Genomic DNA, 18,772 nt, shown 5'->3' with positions numbered 1-18,772 from the left:
CTAAAGGACAATTGGATAATATTTAATTTTTTAAGTTCTGGCAGATTTTTACTGCCGATAAAACGTAAGGTGCGCCGAGGCGCACCCTACAAGATTTTTTAGCGTTTCACCAGTAAGGTGCGCCGAGGCGCACCCTACAAGTTGTTTTAGCGTTTCACCAACTTCTTAGAAACCTTCCGCAAGCGAATTGATTTTGGTGTTACTTCCACCAATTCATCCTGGCCGATGTACTCCAAAGCGCGCTCCAAACTCATATCGACTGGTGCTTGCAATTGCGCCAATTCTTCACCGCCAGATGCGCGGTGGTTTGTCAACTGCTTCGACTTGCAAATATTCAGCTCCATGTCTTCATCTCGGTTGTTTTCTCCGATAATCATCCCTCTGTAAACCTTGGTTCCAGGGGTAATGAAAAATACGCCACGGTCTTCAGCATTTTTCAGTGAATAAGTAGTTGCAATTCCTTCTTCAAAGGAAATCAATACTCCGTTGCGACGGGCGACAATTTCTCCACCGAGGGGGCGATAGTCGAGGAAGCTGTGGTTCATAATTCCAGCACCGCGAGTCAAGCGCATGAACTCGCCTCGGAATCCAATCAAACCGCGAGCGGGGACTGAAAATTCGATTTGGGTGCGACCGGTGCTGCTGACGTGCATATCTTGCATTTCTGCTTTCCGCTGACCGAGGCGTTCGATGCAGCCGCCGACTGCTTCTTCGGGTACGTCTAACACCAAACATTCAAAAGGTTCGCAGGGACGACCGCCGATTTCGCGGAAGATTACTTGCGGTTGAGATACTTGGAATTCGTATCCTTCGCGACGCATATTTTCGATCAGGATTCCGAGGTGGAGTTCGCCGCGGCCGGATACGAGGAATTTGTCGGGAGATTCGGTTTCTTCGACGCGCAAGGCGACGTTGGTTTGGAGTTCTCGCATTAGCCGATCGCGAATTTGCCGAGATGTCACCAAACTTCCTTCTTGACCGCAGAACGGCGAATCGTTCACCGAGAAAGTCATCTGCAAAGTCGGTTCGTCCACCTTGATTAAAGGCAGCGCTTGCGGGTCGTTCGGACAGGTAATTGTCTCGCCAATATACGCATCAGCAAAACCAGCAACGGCGACAAGATTACCAGCAGAAGATTCTGGGATATCAATCCGCTTCAGGCCTTCAAAGCCCATCAATTTGGTAATTTTTGATTTGACAATCGCGCCGCTTTCGGTGATTAAGACTGCTTGTTGACCGATCCTAATCGTGCCGTTGTGGATGCGGCCGATGACGATGCGACCGACGTATTCTGAGTAATCTAAGGTGGTTACTTGCAGTTGTAGTGGCTTGTTGGGGTCGCCTACAGGGGGTGGTACGTGGTCGAGGATTTCTTCAAAGAGGGGCTTCATATCTACCCCTTCGTCTTCGAGGTGTTTTTTGGCGTAACCGCTTAAGCCGGAACCGAAGAGATAGGGAAATTCGCACTGATCGTCGTCAGCACCTAGTTCGAGGAACAGATCCAAAACTTTATCGACGGCTTTGTGGGGGTCGGCTCGCTCGCGATCGATCTTATTCACAAAGACGATCGGGCGCAGTCCTTTTTCTAGGGCTTTTTTGAGCACGAACCGCGTTTGCGGCATCGGGCCTTCGTTGGCGTCTACGATCAGCAGACAGCCGTCAACCATGCCGAGAACTCGTTCGACTTCTCCGCCGAAGTCCGCGTGTCCGGGGGTATCGACGATGTTGATCAGGGTTTCTCCGTACCTGACGGCGGTGTTTTTGGAAAGGATGGTAATGCCACGTTCGCGCTCGATGTCGTTGGAGTCCATGACGCAATCTGGGATTTCTTCCCCTTCGCGGAAGATCCCGGACTGTCTGAGGAGAGCGTCCACAAGGGTGGTTTTGCCGTGATCGACGTGAGCAATGATGGCGACGTTGCGAATGGGAAGACTCATAATGCGTCTGGAACGTTAAACGGATCTAACTAAAGATTTCTTAATAATTGTAGCGCATTGAGTCAAGGGCCGATCGGGCGCGGCTGCCAGATTGGAGTGCGATCGTCGCTAGAATCAAGATTATGGAAGCGCAACCGAGAGAAATTGAGCATTACACTACCCCTGACGGCAGAGTTCCTTTCGATCGGTGATTTTGAGTTAGCCCTGGTGAAGAAGGTTTGATTTGGGTCGATCGCCCGTATTAATGATGAGGGTGCAAGTACGATCGACTTTATGGAAGTACAGCCGAGGGAAATTAGACGTTATATTGCCCCAGACGGTAGAAATCCTTTCGCAGAGTGGCTTAGTTCCCTGCGAGATTTGAATGCGGTAGTTAAAATTGAGCAAAGGCTTGACCGAGTTCGCTTAGGGAATTTAGGAAACAGCAACTCTGTTGGGGAAGGAGTCTGCGAATTAAAAATTGATTTTGAGCCGGGGTATCGCGTGTACTTCGGACAATTGGGGTCAACAATAGTTCTTCTTCTCTGCGGTGGGGATAAAAGCACTCAAGAACAAGATATCCGCAAAGCGTATGAGTATTGGAAAGAATATGGAGAACGCGAAAATGCCAACGAGCGATAGTTACCAGGGCTATCTGATAGGAGCGCTCAAGGATAAAATACACGCTGCGGCTTATCTAACAGCGCATTTGGAAGACGAAGAGCCTGAACCTGGTTTGCTGGAACTCGCACTTAGCAATGTATTTGAGGCTCTTGGCGAACCAAATATGTCTGCAGAGGATGCTAAATTGCATTTGGAAAAATTAGATCTTTTGTTGTCGGGAGAAGGAAGTGCGAGAATTTATGCTTTGGTAAGTTGGCTGAAGGCTCTGGGATTGAAGTTATCTGTTGCGGTTGATGAAGGGGATAAAGGGGAAGAGGAAGATTCTGTTAGTGCTACTGAGTTGGCGGAAGTTGGTAATGTTTGATTTTGGGCGATCGAGCTTTAAGTTACTAATTAGACCTTAACGGCCCTCCAACCCCGAGCGCTAAATGAAGTAGCCGATCCCTCCGGGGTATCCTACAATACTGTTAAAAGTTATGCCCGATCGCCCGGTATGGCAATGGCTGACATCGGTGCTCTGCTAAAATTGGCGCGGACGTTTGATGTGTCGATCGAAGAATTGTTGGATTTTGTGGAACAGTAACAAATTACACTTAAAATAAACCAGCGCTACCAGCGCCAACCAGTTCGGCCTCGCAGGGACGATCGACTGTGGGCCCAAGCAACAGATTCGAGAGTTGGCGGATGGGACGGGGCGAAGTGTGAAAGAAATGATATATTCTCAGCGGCAATTGTAGCTGTTCGATCGCCCATATCGGTCTACAATTTTTAACGTTGAGCCTTATTGAAGTGCAGGAGTGGAGCTGGCTTGGATAACGCTAGTCTGTCAAGAAAACCCCCGCAAGCCTCGGAGCTTGTCGCCGACGAAATTCCAGAAGCAGTGCGAGACCATCCATACCCAGAAGCAGGGCAGAGTCAGTCTAAGAAAAAAGGGCTGATTTGGAAACTGCTAGGGTTGGCCGCATTAGCCTGTGGGGTCAGCATCTGGCTGCACCTCAACTTTAACTTGTTCCCAGCCACCAGTCAGGCAGAGCAAACTCAACAAAACCCAGCACCGACCAGTTCGCCGTCTGCATCGGTTGCGAGTCCAGCTACCAACCCCAAAGTCACCGCCCCCGCAACCCCAGACAACCTGCTGGGACACTTGCCCTACCCAGAAGCACCAGCAAAAGACTTGGTAGGCGTCACCCCCGACGGTAGCATCAAACTCCGCTCCTCAGCAGCAGCAAAATATCAGGAAATGGCCAACGCCGCAGCGGCATCAGGCATCTACTTCGCTCCCATATCCGGCTTCCGCTCCCTGGAAGACCAACAGCACGTATTTTTTGACGTGAAAGCCGAACGCAGGCAAAACGCCAGCAAGCGAGCCGAAGTCAGCGCCCCACCAGGTTACAGCGAACACCACACCGGTTATGCGATCGACATCGGCGACGGCAGCGCCCCGGAACACAACCTCAGCCCCAGTTTTGAAAATACCGAAGCATTCAAGTGGTTAGAAGCCAACGCCGTCGCCTTCAGCTTTGAAATGTCCTTCCCCAAAAACAATGGCCAAGGCGTCAGTTACGAGCCTTGGCACTGGCGGTTTGTGGGCGACAAGCAAAGCCTCGAAACTTTCTACAAAGCTCATTCCATGAAAAAGTAGAAGGAAGAGGGAAGAAGGAAGAAGGAAGAAGGAAGATTTTCCACATCTCCGGCTTTGCCACTCTCCGACTCTCCCACTGCCCCACTCTACCCACTCTCCCATTCCCCCACTCCTCCACTCCGCCACTCCCCCCCACTCCGTTGAGCCAAACTCGTGATTGCAATCTATCCAGGCAGCTTTGACCCCATCACCTTCGGTCACGCAGACATTATCGAGCGGGGATCTAAACTGTTTGACCGGGTAATTGTTACGGTAGTCAGAAACCCCAGCAAAACCCCTCTCTTCACCGTAGAGGAACGGATCGAGCAGATCCTGCGCTCTACCCAACACTTGCCAAATGTAGAAGTAGACAGTTTTGAGGGTTTGACAGTAAACTATGCTAAGATTCGACAAGCCAAAGTGCTGCTGCGGGGGCTCCGGGTATTAACAGATTTTGAAATGGAACTCCAGATGGCCCACACCAATAAAACCCTTCTGGGTGAAATTGAAACAGTTTTTTTGGCAACTTCTAACGAGTACAGCTTTTTAAGTAGTAGTGTAGTTAAAGAAATAGCCAAGTTTGGTGGCTCCGTAGATCATCTTGTTCCGAAACACGTCGCCCTAGATATTTACAAATGTTACGCCAGCAGGAACCAACTCGCATCGAACCCGATAGTACCGGCCTCGGCACTGAGAACGAACCACCTCAGAACACAGCCGCCTTCGGAGATCCCACCCGAACCGCAGGAGTAGACATCCAGCGGGAATTGAACAGGCTTGAGGAAATTGTTCTCGACAGCCCGCGAATTCCCCTGACCAGACGCACTCTGGTGGATGAAGAACAGTTGCTCGATCAATTAGACTTGGTGAGGCTAAATTTGCCGATCGCCTTTCAGGAAGCCGAGACGATCATCCGGCACAAAGACGACTTGCTTCAAGAGGCGGAACTTTACGCTCAGGAAGTGATAGAAGCAGCAGAACAGAGAGCAGCAGAAATTTTAAACGATATGGGCCTGCTCCAGCAGGCGAAGATAGAGGCAGATCAGTTGCGCCAGCAAGTTTTGCTCGACTGCGAGGCAATTCAGCAGGCCACCCTGGCGGAAGTGGAACAAATTCGCTACCAGGCTCAAGAGGAATTGGAAGAGATGAGAGTCAGGGCGATGGCTGAATGCGAGGAAATTCAAAACGGAGCCGATGATTATGCCGACCAAGTGCTCGATAATATCGAGCACAAGTTGAGCGATATGCTGCGCGTGATCCGCAACGGGCGCGATCAGTTGGATAGTGTTTCTACGTCGCACATCAATCACAACAACGGTTAGCCCACAGTGAACTCTTTGCTGGAATATTTCTAAAAGTCTACCTAATTTAGGTAGATTTTTTTTCGCCATAGTCTCTATAGTCTTTATTCCTCAATCCCAGCACTCGGTGACTTATTTTTGCCGACATAAGTTTTGTGAAGATAGGAGCAAATATAACCTTTTATGCTATTGTACTGCTGATACCAAATCCGGCTTAAAGACCCCCTTTATCTCTTAGTCCCCCTTGGCGGCTCGGACGAAAGTTTGACTCTATGCAGCGGTTTCAACCGCCGAATGATAAAAGGGGTAGCAAATCGGGATTTGGTATCAGACAAAAAATTCCTAACTTGATTCCAATTTTTACAATCTAATTTTTACCATGCAAAAAGTTTCTAATCGGTTCGCTGAATTTGATTTGATCCGAGCTTTAGCGATCCTCAGCGTGGTGATTACTCATGCTGGGTTCTTCGCATTTCGCGATCGCAGAATTTTATTTGTGGCGATCGATACATTTCAACTATTTTGCGTACCTGCATTTTTACTGTTGAGCGGTTTTTTTCTCACCAACAAACTGGAAAATCAAAATAATCCCGCACTGGTAGTCAAAAAAAGACTGTCAAAAATTCTACCCCCTTATCTGTTTTGGTCAGTAGCTTTGTACATCTTAAATAATTTGGGACAAATCCAAAAATTTGATTTACTTTCATTACTCAGAGATATCTTGACTGGTTCAGTGATGCCTCCCTATTACTTCATCGTTGTGATTGTTCAATGCTACGGCTGGTGGTGGCTTCTCGTGAAACTAAGATTTTTAGACTCCCGAAAAGTTTTGGCTTTGGGCTTAACAATTCAAACAATTTTTACAATTTTCTTCTACTTAACCGCTTTCAAATATATATCAATACCTCTACCTTTGATGGAGCGCGTGATTTTCAGTTGGATTTTGCCCTTTTCAACTGGTCTATTTTTGGGCGGCTCGTATGACAGACTTCAACCCGTTCTCGAACGGAAAAAAATGCCAATTTTAGGGGCAACGATCCTTTTTTATCTAGCTAGCATTTGGGAATATTACCTGAAAAGTGGAGTTAATTCGGAGGAATGGTTTCTCCGATCGTTTTTTAAACTATCTGCTCAAGGATACGCAATTTTGTTCGTATTATCCATCCTCGCATTTTCTAAGAGTATCGCACTTCCCAGTAGAGTATCTGGGTTAGTCAAAATATTGGCTACTTACTCCTTCCCTATATATCTCCTGGATTCGACAGTAGCGAAATATGTCTTGTTAGTGTTTTATAAGTTTATTGATCCGGTAAATCCGCTGCTGAAGCTCGGCTTTTTAGTTACGGGGACTTTGTTAGGTTGTTGGGCGATTATTTACCTGTTGGAAAAACTTTTGCCCAAAAATTACAGGCAGTACATTTTGGGAGTTTAATCAAATTTGGTGTTTCAGCGGATGTCTTCATAAAACTGCTTGAGATACCTTGGAGAAACGCCAAAACCCCACAAAAAGCCAATCGAAAGATAGATGGCAATAGCTTTAAATTCGCCCCAATTCGCAACTCTACGATCGCTACTTTCCACTACCCGATTGACTAACTTAAGTCTCCCCCGTCGCACTAACTTCAAACACAAATCCGCTTCTTCCATAATTGGCAGGGCAGCATCGAAACCGGCGCATTCCCAAAAATCGGTACGGCGACAAAAAATAACTTGGTCGCCAAACAGCAGGCGCAATCCTTGGAAAAATAAATGAGGTCGAAATAACAGCGGCGCGTAATAAGTTTTCAGGTAATTGTGGAGGGAAAAACCCCATCTTGTTTGCTGCGAACCAGCCATCAGGGAGATAAACCCGCCGCCGGAAATTTCGGCATCGGACAATGTTTTCTGGATGACTGCTACAATGTCATCGGGAACTAAAGTATCGGCGTGCAGAAAGCACAGAATTTCACCGGTGGCGACTTGAGCACCTAAGTTCATTTGCAGGGATCGTCCCGCTATACTGCTAGAAATAACGCGGGTGGCGGCGGAAAGTGCGATCGCCGCTGTGTCGTCTTGACTGCCGCCGTCTACCACCAACACTTCCCAAGCTGGAGGATTGAGAATGCTGAGTTGGCGGAGGGTGCGTTCCAGACAAATCGCTTCGTTGAGGGCTGGGATGATAATAGAAACGCGAGCCATCGGGTTGAAATTTATGCCAGAGATATTATAATAAAAAACTGTGGCGATTCACAACTAACGAGAAAATAGAACTTAGGCACGCAAATTCAGAAACCGGGTGTCTGCCTGCGAACTCGTCACGAAACCTCGGATTTGTCACAGAAACCGGGTTTGTTAGAGTCATTCCTATAAAATCTGAAAAAAAGTGCAATCGCCCTCTATATTTTCCACTAATCAGGACTGAGAAAATCGTGCAGAAAACTGAAGTAAAAAATGATTTAGAATTTTATGAGGAAAATGCCGATAATTGGTGGGACGAAAATGCTAAAATTTATGCCTTATACCATCTAAACAAACCCAGATTTGAGTTTTTCGACAGACACGCGACTAATTGGCAAGGGCTGAAAACCTTAGATGTCGGGTGTGGCGGCGGCTTTTCTTGCGAGTTTATGGCCGAGAGAGGCGCTATTGTTTCTGGAATAGATCGATCGGAGAAATGTATTGCAGCAGCTCAAAATCACGCAGTTACCAGCGGTTTTGAGATTGACTACAGGCAAGGTTTTGCGGAAAATATGCCCTACGACGACAATACCTTTGATGTTGTAATCTGCGTGGATGTTTTGGAACACGTGGCCGATTACAAAAAAGTTGTGTCTGAGGTGCACAGGATTCTAAAGCCTGGGGGACTGTTCTTTTTTGATACAATTAACCGAACTTTTTCCTCGCAAATTGTGATGATTGGACTGATGGAAAATATTTTGCAGGAGATTAGGCGGGGCGTTCACGATTGGGAAAAGTTTATTACCCCGGATGAACTGTCTGTGGTAATGCAGGATATTGGTTTTGGCAAGATTGAAATTAAAGGTTTTGATATGTTTGGAGAAATGGGCGCTATGTTAGCCGAGATGCACGGTTTTTGGGAAGATTTTACACGCGGAAAGCAGGTGTTTCCTTCGGCGGGTATTTTAAAACAAGTATCTCAAACTCTAACATCTAATGTAGCTAACTATATGGATTACAAAAGGTCTGGGTTGTTTAAAATCAAAATTAATGAGGATCAGTCGATTATGTATGTTGGCGTTGGGGCGAAGAATTAGTCAGTTAATTGTTAACTGTTGTCATTTGGGGCGAGTTGGAGACGGATTTTTGCGCTCGACAAATCCGGCTAAAACCCGCCTCTATTGCATTTTTTAGGGTACGCAGGCCGCGGTACACCTTATCCTGTGGAGTGCATACAGATATTCCGTGGGGACACGGCACGACGCCGTATCCTTACTGTATTGCGGGAAATTGAGAATTGCTATATTGGCGATCGCACTACAAACCTAAGCCTGGGCTGAGGCATACTGAGTATCGATCGAATTTTAATGACTCGCCCCAACTCCTCAAATAGCGATCGAGCAAGCATATATACTTAAATGTTAGGGCGAACACAGTGGCACCGCCCCTACCGATTCACAATTTATCAAGAATTATGCCAGCAAGTTTTCTCCCAAAGTCGATCGCACAACTCACAGAATCTACCTCAATTGCCTTAGCCCAAAGCATTCAACGAGAAGCCATTACAACTCCCCTATCTTCTCAACCAATTGCCACAACCTACGTGCGCCAAGGCAGCGGCAAAACACCAATTTTGCTAATTCACGGCTTCGACAGTTCCTTGTTTGAATTCCGCCGCCTGTTGCCGCTGCTGGCTGCCGAAAATGAAACTTGGGCGGTTGATTTGTTAGGTTTCGGATTTACAGAAAGATCGGCAGGTTTGGCCTTCAGCGCGAGGGCAATTGAAAGTCATCTTTACTATTTTTGGAAAACGCTAATTTCGCAGCCTGTAATCTTAGTCGGTGCTTCAATGGGAGGTGCAGCAGCAATTGATTTCACTCTCAATTATCCCGAAGCTGTGAAACAATTAGTGTTAATAGATAGCGCAGGTTTTGCCATCAGTTCTAATAAGGGAAAGTTTTTAATTCCTCCTTTAGGATATCTAGCAACTTCATTTTTACGCAATCCCAAAATTCGCCAGCGAATTAGCGTCAATGCTTATTTCGATAAAAATTTGGCTTCTCAAGACGCTCAAACGTGTGCTGCTTTGCACTTGGAAATGCCCAACTGGAATCAAGCTTTAATTGCGTTTACCAAAAGCGGCGGTTATGGAGGTTTTGGGGAAAAATTATCGCAACTTCAGCAGCAGACGCTGATTTTGTGGGGAAAACAAGACCGGATTTTGGGGACGGCGGATGCGGAAAAGTTTGCAAGGGCGATCGCAAATTCTCAACTAATTTGGATACCCGACTGCGGGCACGTTCCCCACTTAGAAAAGCCACAGACTACCGCGCAGCATATTTTAGAATTCATCACAAAAAGCGGACTCACGCAAAAAAATTAAACCTAGGGTGCGCTGTGGCGCACCTTACATACTTACATATATGGTTTCCCTGGCACATTTGGTATAGTTTGAGGTCAAATAGACAGGTTTCAAACTTTCGGCAAATACTTTTGTACTATCGTCCATCCTGTGAGCAACACAGTCACAAATCCCCCACACAAGGCCAAATTAGTGCCGATATGGAGGGGGCGCGCCCAAGGATGTTTAGGGCCAATTTGTAGCCCGCTTCCCACAGAAACCAACACCAAAGCCACAACAGCTAACCCGGCCGGTAAATGAGCCGAGTGACCCAAATTGCCGTACTCTCCTAGCGTACCGACTACACCAATTCCCAGCAGTAAAATTACCAAAGTCGCCATCCCCACACCAGTGGCTAAATGAAAGGGACGCAGCCACTTTGGGCGCGGTTGTTTGGTACTCCTAGTGGCAAACATCCACGTTCCAGTAACGGCCAGCAACAGGTAAGCCAACAGGGAAACACCCATTGACCAAGCCGCTATTTTCCACAACCACAAGAAAGAAGGCAGATTCATCGGTTGCATCCCTAATTAGGATTTTCCACAAAAGGTTTCTTTCCGATTTTACCTGGACTTGAAAGCAAAAATGAATTATTTTGAGAGAAAGTGCGATCGGACTATCCACAGATGGCATCAGTCTTACCTGGAAGTCAAACGCACTTTCTCTGATATTCAGCTTAATTTACGCTAGAGATTTGTCGCTGCCCTTTTTAAGAGCCACCTTCCCATTTTAGATTGGTGGTTTTGCTCTCCCGGAAAGGCATTTTATAAAACCCTAATTTTTGTTCTAAGATTAATCGGAAAAAAGGCAAACCTTCAATCAAATATCTTTTCCACAACCTTCTCGGTTCACTTAACAGTCGGTACGCCCATTCTATGCCGACTTCGCTCATCCATTTGGGAGCTCTTGCTTTGGAACCAGCTTCAAAATCAATGGTTGCACCTACGCCTAAGAATATTTTGACGTGTGTTAATTTGCTCTTGTATTTAACCAACCACTTCTCTTGCTTGGGCGATCCCACTCCTATGGCGAGAACTGTAGCTCCTGATTTATTTATCTGGTCAATTATTTTTTCACATTCTTCTTCATTTTTTTCAAAGCCAAAAGAAGGAGAAAGTGCTTCAACTACTATTTCTCTCCCAATTTTTTGGTTAATTTTTTCCTGGGCTTTCTTAGCTATACCTTCAGCAGCTCCTAGCAAAAATATTTTAATCTTCTCGTTATCTTTGTGATACATATAAAATGCCGGAAACAAATCCGAACCCGAAATTTTTTCTTTGAGAGGAGTACCCAAAAACTTGGAGGCATACATCAATATTTGACTGTCGCAGACTCTATAGGTAGATCTATTGTAAGCTTCATAGAAGTCGCGGTCATACTGCAACTTAATCAAGTGGTCTACATTGGGCGTAAATACGACACCACCTTCGCAGTCGAGTTTTTCAAACAACTCTGTGATTGACAAGTTATCTACCGAGACATTCAATAAATTCACTGTTTTCATTTATGATGCCCTTCCCGCTTTATATTAAACTACAACTCAAACTATTATAACCTACAATACACTTTCGTGTTTTCACTACTTGGACGCTTCAGTGAACCTACTTTTCTCAGTATATCCTCCTAGACCCTACCTGTCTAGTCAGGATTTTTAAAGATTATGTAAAGAATCAGCTAGTTTTAGAAAAAGTGTATAAAGCCCATTTTTGTTTACAACTCGCAACACAGTTTCAAGAAAAAAGCCATCCAGTGCTAATACTTGAAGCATTGCAAAGGAATGTAAAAAAGAGTTTATGAGATTAAAATTTTAACCTAGTGAAAAATATCTCGCCAATTCCGAACTTGATTTTATGCCAAAATGGTAGATTTTGTAGTTTTTGTCTCCAGGGAAGGCAAGATAGTGTCAAGCTTGAAGTGAAGCAGCGATCGCATTGCCGAAAATCATCCTGATTTTTGGTGAACCAGCGACTGTCTTCTTGGTGGCGAACTGGTTTTCTTGGCCTTAAGACTTTCTGGAGCTTTTAAGACCAGACCTGATATTCCTCCAGCAATCAGCGCAAAAATCGGGTTAGTCATAGCATTCAAAACACAGTCAAACACGTACATAGTTAAGGCTATCCCCAGGGTGGCAGCAGGTGCTACCTTGGGATTAGACCAGGTTCTGGCGGGATATTTGAATACGGAAAAGACGATAACAGGAAGTAACATGGAAGAAAATAAACTAACTAAACCGACTGCACCGTTGACGCCAAAGGCAATAATCCATAAGCTGTCGGTGACCGAGATATCTTTACCATACCCGTCATACACGCGGTTCCCGCCGGAATCCCCCCAGCCAAAAAGAAATCTTTGCCGCGCTTTTTCCCCCAATATCTCTTCATTGTCAAATCTAAACTTCAAAGAGGCGGCTCGTTCTTCGCCAAATACTTGAGTGATGAATCCAATCACGTCTTTGCTCGAAAATTGGCCCGATGCAGCTATGTACAGATAAAATACTATATATCCAATTATCAAGAGCAGGGGCAAAGACGTGCGAAACAACTTGGCAGAGAATAATACGAGCAACGCCATTCCAAATAAACTGTAGGCGCCAGTAGAACGGCACAAGAAAAAAGCGATAGTTAATATAATTGCTAAAGTTTTGATGTTACGGCCCATAAACTTTTTGAGCGTCCCTGTTTGCCAGAGCCAAACAGCAATTAAGGCGGCTGTCATCATCCACAGGCCCACCATCAAACCGTGCTGCATAAATACTACTGGTCTCCACCCCCCCAAACGCCTTGCTTGACCCCAGTCCTCAAAGCCATTGACGCCGTAAACCATTTGGTGCAGAATTGGGCCCTTAACCCCTTCAACTAAAGTAAAAGGAATGTAGGCTAACCCACCTGCAAAAATCCCGATCGCCAATTGTCGCAGCCCCTCTAAATTACCCACATACAAGCGTCCTAAAAAATAAGGCAGACCCCAACTAACGATTTGGTTGATAGTCGGAGAAATCGGGCTGCCACCATTACTAACTTGTGAAAAAATTGGACACAAACAGTAAATTACAATTGGCACGTCCAGCCAACCGGGCTTAAAAGAGGTGAGGCGCGCAGTATCGTAGATAAGAGTCCCCAGCAAAATGCTGTAGCAAGCTGCGGAGATTTTGGTATACGGTGGCAATGAGGGGATGGGATAAGAAGCTTGTGGCAAAAACAGCCACGCTGCAACAAAACTTATAATTACCGCCCGTAGAGGCGGAAACCTCACAAACAGGTAAAAAACGACTGGAATAAAGCCGAACATAGCAAGTGGGATGAATGCAACCATAGGTCTTTTTTGGCAGTAAAACTATAGAAAGACAACTCAAATTGCCAGATAAAAATTCTCGATTAAACGAGTGCCCAACCCCAATCTTTTAAATTAGCCTCACTTTTACGTCTTGTTCGTTAATTGTGCCTGACGTTCCAAAGCAGTGTAGAATGCCGCCTCCAAGAGATTAGTTGCATCCTCCCAAGTATAATTTCTCACCGTCTCCAATGCAGTCTCGGACATTGCGCGCCATTCGGCATCAGACAACTGACAAATCTGCTCGATCGCTTTTGCCATATCCTCTGGGTCTTCTGGCTTGACAAGTATGCCACCCCCGCCAGCAAGTAGTTCCGGAGCCGCACCCGCAGGAGTGCCGATGACTGGAGTGCCACAAGCCATAGCTTCTAAAATTGGCAAGCCGAAGCCTTCGGATCTGCTGGAAAACAGCCAAGCATCGCATTTGCTGTAAAATTCTTTTAGTTGGTCTTGAGTAGGTTCCTTATTATACTCAGTACCCTCAGGGAGCAAATCGGCAAGAGGACCATCGTGGCCGCAACCAAATGCAACTAAACGAAGGTTAGGAATTTTTTTAGCAGCTATAGAGAAAGCTTTCAGGGCAATATCGCAGCCTTTCCAAGGAGTTGTAGTATAGTACATCCCCACTGTAGGAACTAATTGCTTGCCTCGCGGCTGCTTAGCTTGCGACTGGGGGTCGTAAAACTGTTTGGTGTCCACCGTAGGAGGGACGAGAGATACAGACAAATCGCCGTATTCATTCCGAGCTATGTCTGCCAGCCACTGGGCCACAGCGATTTTGTGCATCGGCAGCCGCCAAGTTGCCTCTACCCGACCTTTTGGTACGTAGTCAAAAGCCTCGTAGTGTTGGAGAAAATATACTTTCGCTCCTTTGCTGCGAGAGAGTTTTGCCACCCACTCAGCAGTTTCCCACCAAGTAGCCATGACAATATCGGCATCAGGTACGTCAAGATCGGTAATTGGACGGTTGGTTTCGATAACTCGGCTTTCGACATCTACCTTGTCAAAGTGAGACTTTTGTGTTTGGGCAGCCGACAGCCAACCCCTACCCGTTAGCAGCGATCGCAATTGTTGGATTAAAGTCGGTTGTGGCAGGGGCAGAGAGACGATAAATATTTTGTGCCCTCGTTTTTGGAGAAGTTCTGTGTATATAGATAACACCCTCATGCCACCTGTAAGACCAAGGGTAGGCAGGACAAAAGTAATTTTCATAAATAGATGCTGAAGATTGATACTGGTTAAAACTCCTCCTTAAAGCAAGTTGGCACTTACCAGCCTCTGATTGGCTTTTCTGTGGGGTGCGGATCTGTGCTGGAGGCGATCGTAACTCGATAGTCGAGCCGATCTTACCTGGTCGTCCGGGACTTTTCCCAATTACCAATCGGGATATGTTTGAGGACTAGACAAGTTTAACCTGTAACGGAGCCAGCCTTAAAACCTCCCTTGCATTCTGGTTCAGATTTTTGCCGATCGCTTTACAACCAGCATTCGCTCGTCGGTGGGATCAGAATTCGTGTCGAGACTGCTGGGTAAAAAACAGGACAGATGCGATTTTAGTTGGGGCAGAAGCACCCCACCAAATGATATGATATTGAGTTTCTGCCCAGAAATCCGGCGCCGAAAACGCCCGTAGCGCCGAATTTCAAATTGCAGCAGTTAGCAAACCGGAATTTTTCCATAGGGAGAAAACGAAACTATCTTAACGTCGCGCTGTTTAGATTTGTCTATAGCAACTTTCAATGCCGCTTCAAAATGATCCGTGGCATCTTCCCACGTATAATTGTTCACCTTGGCATAGGCGGCTTCAGACATGGCTTGCCACTTGGAATTTCGCAACTGACAGATAAACTCTATGGCTTTTGCCATTTCTTGGGGATCTTCAGGTCTTACAAGTATGCCAGTACCCCCGCTCAAAATTTCAGGAGCAGCGCCTGCTGGGGTACTGATGACGGGAGTGCGGCACGCCATCGCTTCGATAATAGGCAAGCCGAAGCCTTCTGAGCGGCTCGCCAGCAGCCAAGCATCGCATTTGCTGTAATAGTCTTTGATTTTGTCTTGGGCGGGTTGAATTACATACTCGGCATTTGCCGGTAGTGGCAATTCCGAGGATGGGGCCTCTGTACCGAAGGCAACCAGACGCAGGTTGGGGATCTTTTCGGCGGCTAGGGAAAAAGCTTTGAGGGCGATGTCAGTTCCTTTCCAGTAGACTGTAGAGTACATTAGACCAACTGTAGGAACCGATTGTTTGTTGCGAGGACAGGCGTAAAATTGCTTGGTGTCCACGGTAGGAGGAGCTAAGGAAACTTGGCGATCGCCATATTTAGTCCGAGCTAGCTCAACTAACCACTCAGAGATCGTAATTTTGTGCATGGGCAGCATCCAGGTTGCTTCTACTCTTCCTTGAGGTAGATAGTCAAAAATTTCGTGGTGCTGGATAAAATAAGCTTTTGCTCCTTTGCTAGGAGAGAGTTTGGCTACCCACTCGGCCGTTTCCCACCAGGTGGCAACTACTACGTCAGCGTCAGGTACATCTTTGTCTTCTACGGGGCGGTAGCGATCGATAATTTTGTGTTCTACACCTAAGTTATCGAAAAATGAGGGTTCGTTTTCAGGTGGGGAAATCCAACCCCTTCCCCGCAGCAGCGACTTGACTTGCTGGCGCATACTCGGCTGGGGATGGGGTAAAGAGATGACGAACACGGAGTGTCCTCGCTTTCTCAAAAGTTCTGCGAAAATAGATATTACTCGTATTCCACCAGTCAGAGACAGAGTAGGAAGAACAAAGGTGATTTTCATTTTTAAGTCCCGCTGAAGACTTTGACTCTCATTCGGCACTGTTACCAGCGCTGATGTTAGAGCGCAAAAGGAAAGAGGGGCGGGTGAATATTAATTACCGCTTTCCTGGTGTTTACATAGAATCCAACCGACCGACTGTTCGCAACACCCCAGTATCTATCTGTCAAAACTTCACTGTCGTTGCATTGATAGTAACGATTGATGTGAGCGCCAAACAGTTCCCATAGGGATAATTTGCAGGTAATCGAAATTTCATCCTGAAGATAGATACCTCATAAAATAAAACCTCTTTTTCGCTACAAACACCAAGCTAGACAACACCCTCGGTTCAACATAACATCATTTACTAACCCAGAGATAGGCATATACGGTAAACCGAAGATCATCCAAGTTTTAATGTGGGAGATAAAGGTAGCAGTTGCAACATTTTTCAGTGGGTTGACATAGCCTTTTGTAAAAAAAATACTGCATTAAAGAAGGTAATTATTACCTTAAAAATGTTGATTGCCCATCCCTCTAACAGAGCTAAACATCGATCGGTGGCTTGGATTTTTTGATAACTGTCCTGTCGGTATGGCAAGACACAATATCCTATTTTATCAAGATTATGAGATGGTGGTTTTCTCAGATACCTCCTGGGGCGGGATCGCGCGAATCACTGTCGTGGACGTGCGAAGGAGGAGAGAAAGCCAATTTTTCAAGCGATATCCCTTGGGATCAGTTGTCGTATGTTCCTAAAAAAAACTGGTTGCTGCGTCCACTATTTGAAAAAATAGGTTTCTCAATCGTCCTACAGAAGATAGAGTTTCACCGATATAAATTTAATTAGCTGCGTGAGTTTTAAATTTGTTAATAAAAGGCGATCTCATGAAAAAGTTCCCAAAAGATACTGCCACTGGGGGGCAGAGTATATGTAGCGTTCCGCTCCTATTCCTGTCTAAGTAATTACCGTAACAAAAGTTCAGCAGCAAATTATCAAATGACCCTATACCCTATAAAGATCAAAGGAATACTCAAGGTTGAGCGGTTTATATCGTGCAAACCTTGACTCCTAAGCAGTAGCAGCAACTTCGTGGTATGTATCAAACGATTTCGCGTACAAAAAATTTCATGTTATGAAAGCATTATTTTTCCTAAGTTTGCAATTGCCGATGACAATCGGTGTGCTCTTGGGGGTTGTGCCGCCGATGCTTGCAGCGATATGTTGGCCAGTTTTCATGCAGCTAAAATTATGCGATCGCAAGCAAAACAAAACCTAGAATTAAATTCAGATGGCTTAACGGAAAGCATCTTCCGGTAGGAAGATATGAACGTTCGATTATTGCACAGCATCAGTCAAGAACCCCGTACAATCAGCAGGAATGCCAGCAAACACTTGTGGCTGCTAGTTGGCATCAACCGCAGCTACAGCCACATATACCTTGCCGAAGCTGACAATTTAGAAAGGTACGTTGTCGCCCGCGGCAGCGGCACGCCACCCGATCGCATCAACCGCAGCGATCGGTATTGGTTTAAAAGTAGAGTTGCTGGCACTGAAATTACCCGCGAAGCTTTGACATATCCCTTAACTGGAAAACCCGCAGTTATTTTCTCAACACCCATTCGGGAATTTACTATTTTAAGTTTGGGCGATCGAGGAAATTCAGTCAGCCAATTGCAGCCGCACCTCAAACAACTCGGGTATTACAAAAACGAAATTACGGGAACTTACGGAAACCCCACCGCCGACGCCGTTGATTAATTTTCCAAAAAATATTTAGGCTTGCCGGTTGGTGGCAGCGTCGATTTTACAACCAAGCACCTTCTCGAACTAGCAACTAATTTTAAACAACAATTTTCTCACACACATCAATTAAATTCAACTGATAAATCTGCCGACCAAGTGGGAAAAATTCAAGGAGTAGCTATTATAGGTATATTATTAAGCGCCGTCCCTCGGTCGGAACAGTCCGCATCTGGAAAATTAGCTTCGCTTTTTGGGGAGAAAAAATGTCAATTAATCCGTCATCCCGCTCCCAACTTATTTGCTGGAAAGCAACTAATAAACCTCAGCAACTATCCGCAGTCAAAACTCTATTAGCAGGCAAAAGCGGTGCCTTTTTATTCGGCGATGAACGGGTAGTGAAATGGCTTCCATGTCTGAATTAATTAGACAGTCGCTGGGGCGTAATTATCTTGCATGAAGAAGCCGAGGCTTTAGAAAAAGAACAGTTGTTTTGGCAGTTTGCAATTATTATTACCGCCCTTGTCGTCTTGGGAGCCGGCGGTTTCAGGTGGATATTAACCAGCCGTTTGGTTCGGCCGATCGCGGACTTGACAGTTGCCGCTGCACTGCTTTGGGGCGGCGACTGGAATCAGAGAGTAAATATCTATCGCCCAGATGAATTGGGAACGTTAGCCAAAGCTTTCAATCGAATGGCTTTGCCATTGCAAAAGTTATTTCCTAGCTGGGAAGCCAAAAATCAGGAAGCAGAAAAAGTTCGCAACGAAGCGGAAAAAGCTAGCAATGCAAAAAGCTTATTTCTGGCCAATATGAGCCAATACGGTTCAGTTAAGGCTCAAATAGTGGTAAATTAGGTATGGTGTCCAAAAATGGAGAGCAAGTAAGGTGCATCTCAAAGAATTC

General features: G+C 45.9%; 18 protein-coding genes. 11 read left to right on the top strand and 7 right to left on the bottom strand.

Annotated features, from left to right (window positions below):
• Nucleotides 1-146: 146 nt before the first annotated feature.
• A complete protein-coding gene (typA, locus tag QUA47_RS00095; RefSeq protein ID WP_333405415.1) occupies nucleotides 147-1,937 on the bottom strand; it encodes a translational GTPase TypA in 1,791 nt (596 codons plus the stop codon).
• A gap of 273 nt (nucleotides 1,938-2,210) precedes the next feature.
• Between typA and QUA47_RS00090 the strand changes: the two genes are divergently transcribed.
• From QUA47_RS00090 to QUA47_RS00060, 6 genes are all read left to right on the top strand, one after another.
• Entirely contained in the window at nucleotides 2,211-2,558 is a 348-nt protein-coding gene (locus QUA47_RS00090; protein WP_333405413.1) for a type II toxin-antitoxin system RelE/ParE family toxin, read from the top strand.
• On the top strand, nucleotides 2,542-2,904 hold the full coding sequence (locus tag QUA47_RS00085) for a transcriptional regulator (protein ID WP_333284234.1): 363 nt from the start codon (nucleotides 2,542-2,544) through the stop codon (nucleotides 2,902-2,904). The genes QUA47_RS00090 and QUA47_RS00085 overlap by 17 nt, the downstream gene beginning before the upstream one ends.
• Before the next feature lie 444 nt (nucleotides 2,905-3,348).
• Nucleotides 3,349-4,182, top strand: a complete 834-nt coding sequence (locus QUA47_RS00075; protein ID WP_333429234.1) for a M15 family metallopeptidase — start codon at nucleotides 3,349-3,351, stop codon at nucleotides 4,180-4,182.
• 153 nt (nucleotides 4,183-4,335) lie between these two features.
• Nucleotides 4,336-4,914 (top strand): pantetheine-phosphate adenylyltransferase, encoded by a 579-nt coding sequence (coaD, locus tag QUA47_RS00070; protein WP_071587822.1) that lies wholly within the window; start codon nucleotides 4,336-4,338, stop codon nucleotides 4,912-4,914.
• The gene (locus QUA47_RS00065) at nucleotides 4,797-5,483 is read left to right on the top strand and encodes a DivIVA domain-containing protein (RefSeq protein ID WP_333284230.1); all 687 of its coding nucleotides are present in this window, start codon (nucleotides 4,797-4,799) and stop codon (nucleotides 5,481-5,483) included. Before coaD ends, QUA47_RS00065 begins: the two co-directional genes overlap by 118 nt.
• Nucleotides 5,484-5,841: 358 nt before the next feature.
• The gene (locus QUA47_RS00060) at nucleotides 5,842-6,894 is read left to right on the top strand and encodes an acyltransferase (RefSeq protein WP_333429233.1); all 1,053 of its coding nucleotides are present in this window, start codon (nucleotides 5,842-5,844) and stop codon (nucleotides 6,892-6,894) included.
• Nucleotides 6,895-6,908: 14 nt separating this feature from the next.
• On the opposite strand, the gene QUA47_RS00055 is transcribed toward QUA47_RS00060, so the two are convergent.
• A complete protein-coding gene (locus tag QUA47_RS00055) occupies nucleotides 6,909-7,640 on the bottom strand; it encodes a TIGR04283 family arsenosugar biosynthesis glycosyltransferase (RefSeq protein ID WP_333429231.1) in 732 nt (243 codons plus the stop codon).
• Nucleotides 7,641-7,870: 230 nt separating this feature from the next.
• On the opposite strand from QUA47_RS00055, the gene ubiG reads away from it, so the two are divergent.
• Both ubiG and QUA47_RS00045 read left to right on the top strand, forming a co-directional pair.
• Complete coding sequence (gene ubiG / locus QUA47_RS00050; protein ID WP_333429230.1) at nucleotides 7,871-8,716, top strand: bifunctional 2-polyprenyl-6-hydroxyphenol methylase/3-demethylubiquinol 3-O-methyltransferase UbiG; 846 nt, start codon at nucleotides 7,871-7,873, stop codon at nucleotides 8,714-8,716.
• Nucleotides 8,717-9,093: 377 nt separating this feature from the next.
• Nucleotides 9,094-10,002: an alpha/beta hydrolase gene (locus tag QUA47_RS00045; RefSeq protein WP_333429229.1), complete on the top strand. Its 909-nt coding sequence runs from the start codon at nucleotides 9,094-9,096 to the stop codon at nucleotides 10,000-10,002.
• An 89-nt stretch (nucleotides 10,003-10,091) separates the two neighbouring features.
• Here QUA47_RS00045 and QUA47_RS00040 read toward each other — a convergent pair whose 3' ends face one another.
• The 5 genes from QUA47_RS00040 to QUA47_RS00020 form a co-directional block, all read right to left on the bottom strand.
• A complete protein-coding gene (locus QUA47_RS00040) occupies nucleotides 10,092-10,535 on the bottom strand; it encodes a DUF4079 domain-containing protein (RefSeq protein WP_190655512.1) in 444 nt (147 codons plus the stop codon).
• Between the two features lie 194 nt (nucleotides 10,536-10,729).
• On the bottom strand, nucleotides 10,730-11,470 hold the full coding sequence (locus tag QUA47_RS00035) for a WecB/TagA/CpsF family glycosyltransferase (protein ID WP_333429228.1): 741 nt from the start codon (nucleotides 11,468-11,470) through the stop codon (nucleotides 10,730-10,732).
• 491 nt (nucleotides 11,471-11,961) lie between these two features.
• The gene (locus tag QUA47_RS00030) at nucleotides 11,962-13,332 is read right to left on the bottom strand and encodes an O-antigen ligase domain-containing protein (protein WP_333429227.1); all 1,371 of its coding nucleotides are present in this window, start codon (nucleotides 13,330-13,332) and stop codon (nucleotides 11,962-11,964) included.
• 105 nt (nucleotides 13,333-13,437) lie between these two features.
• A complete protein-coding gene (locus tag QUA47_RS00025; protein WP_333429226.1) occupies nucleotides 13,438-14,562 on the bottom strand; it encodes a glycosyltransferase family 4 protein in 1,125 nt (374 codons plus the stop codon).
• Between the two features lie 444 nt (nucleotides 14,563-15,006).
• Nucleotides 15,007-16,146, bottom strand: a complete 1,140-nt coding sequence (locus QUA47_RS00020) for a glycosyltransferase family 4 protein (protein WP_333429225.1) — start codon at nucleotides 16,144-16,146, stop codon at nucleotides 15,007-15,009.
• 1,072 nt (nucleotides 16,147-17,218) lie between these two features.
• Here QUA47_RS00020 and QUA47_RS00015 point away from each other — a divergent pair.
• The 3 genes from QUA47_RS00015 to QUA47_RS00005 all read left to right on the top strand — a co-directional run bounded on the left by QUA47_RS00015 (nucleotide 17,219) and on the right by QUA47_RS00005 (nucleotide 18,723).
• Nucleotides 17,219-17,446 (top strand): hypothetical protein, encoded by a 228-nt coding sequence (locus QUA47_RS00015; RefSeq protein WP_333405391.1) that lies wholly within the window; start codon nucleotides 17,219-17,221, stop codon nucleotides 17,444-17,446.
• Nucleotides 17,447-17,452: 6 nt separating this feature from the next.
• Nucleotides 17,453-17,887, top strand: a complete 435-nt coding sequence (locus QUA47_RS00010) for a peptidoglycan-binding protein (RefSeq protein ID WP_333429224.1) — start codon at nucleotides 17,453-17,455, stop codon at nucleotides 17,885-17,887.
• Between the two features lie 434 nt (nucleotides 17,888-18,321).
• Complete coding sequence (locus tag QUA47_RS00005) at nucleotides 18,322-18,723, top strand: HAMP domain-containing protein (protein WP_333429223.1); 402 nt, start codon at nucleotides 18,322-18,324, stop codon at nucleotides 18,721-18,723.
• Nucleotides 18,724-18,772 lie beyond the last annotated feature (49 nt).

It is taken from the genome of Microcoleus sp. MON2_D5, assembly GCF_036701905.1.
Lineage (GTDB): Bacteria > Cyanobacteriota > Cyanobacteriia > Cyanobacteriales > Microcoleaceae > Microcoleus.
This window is presented reverse-complemented; position numbering and strand designations above follow the sequence as displayed.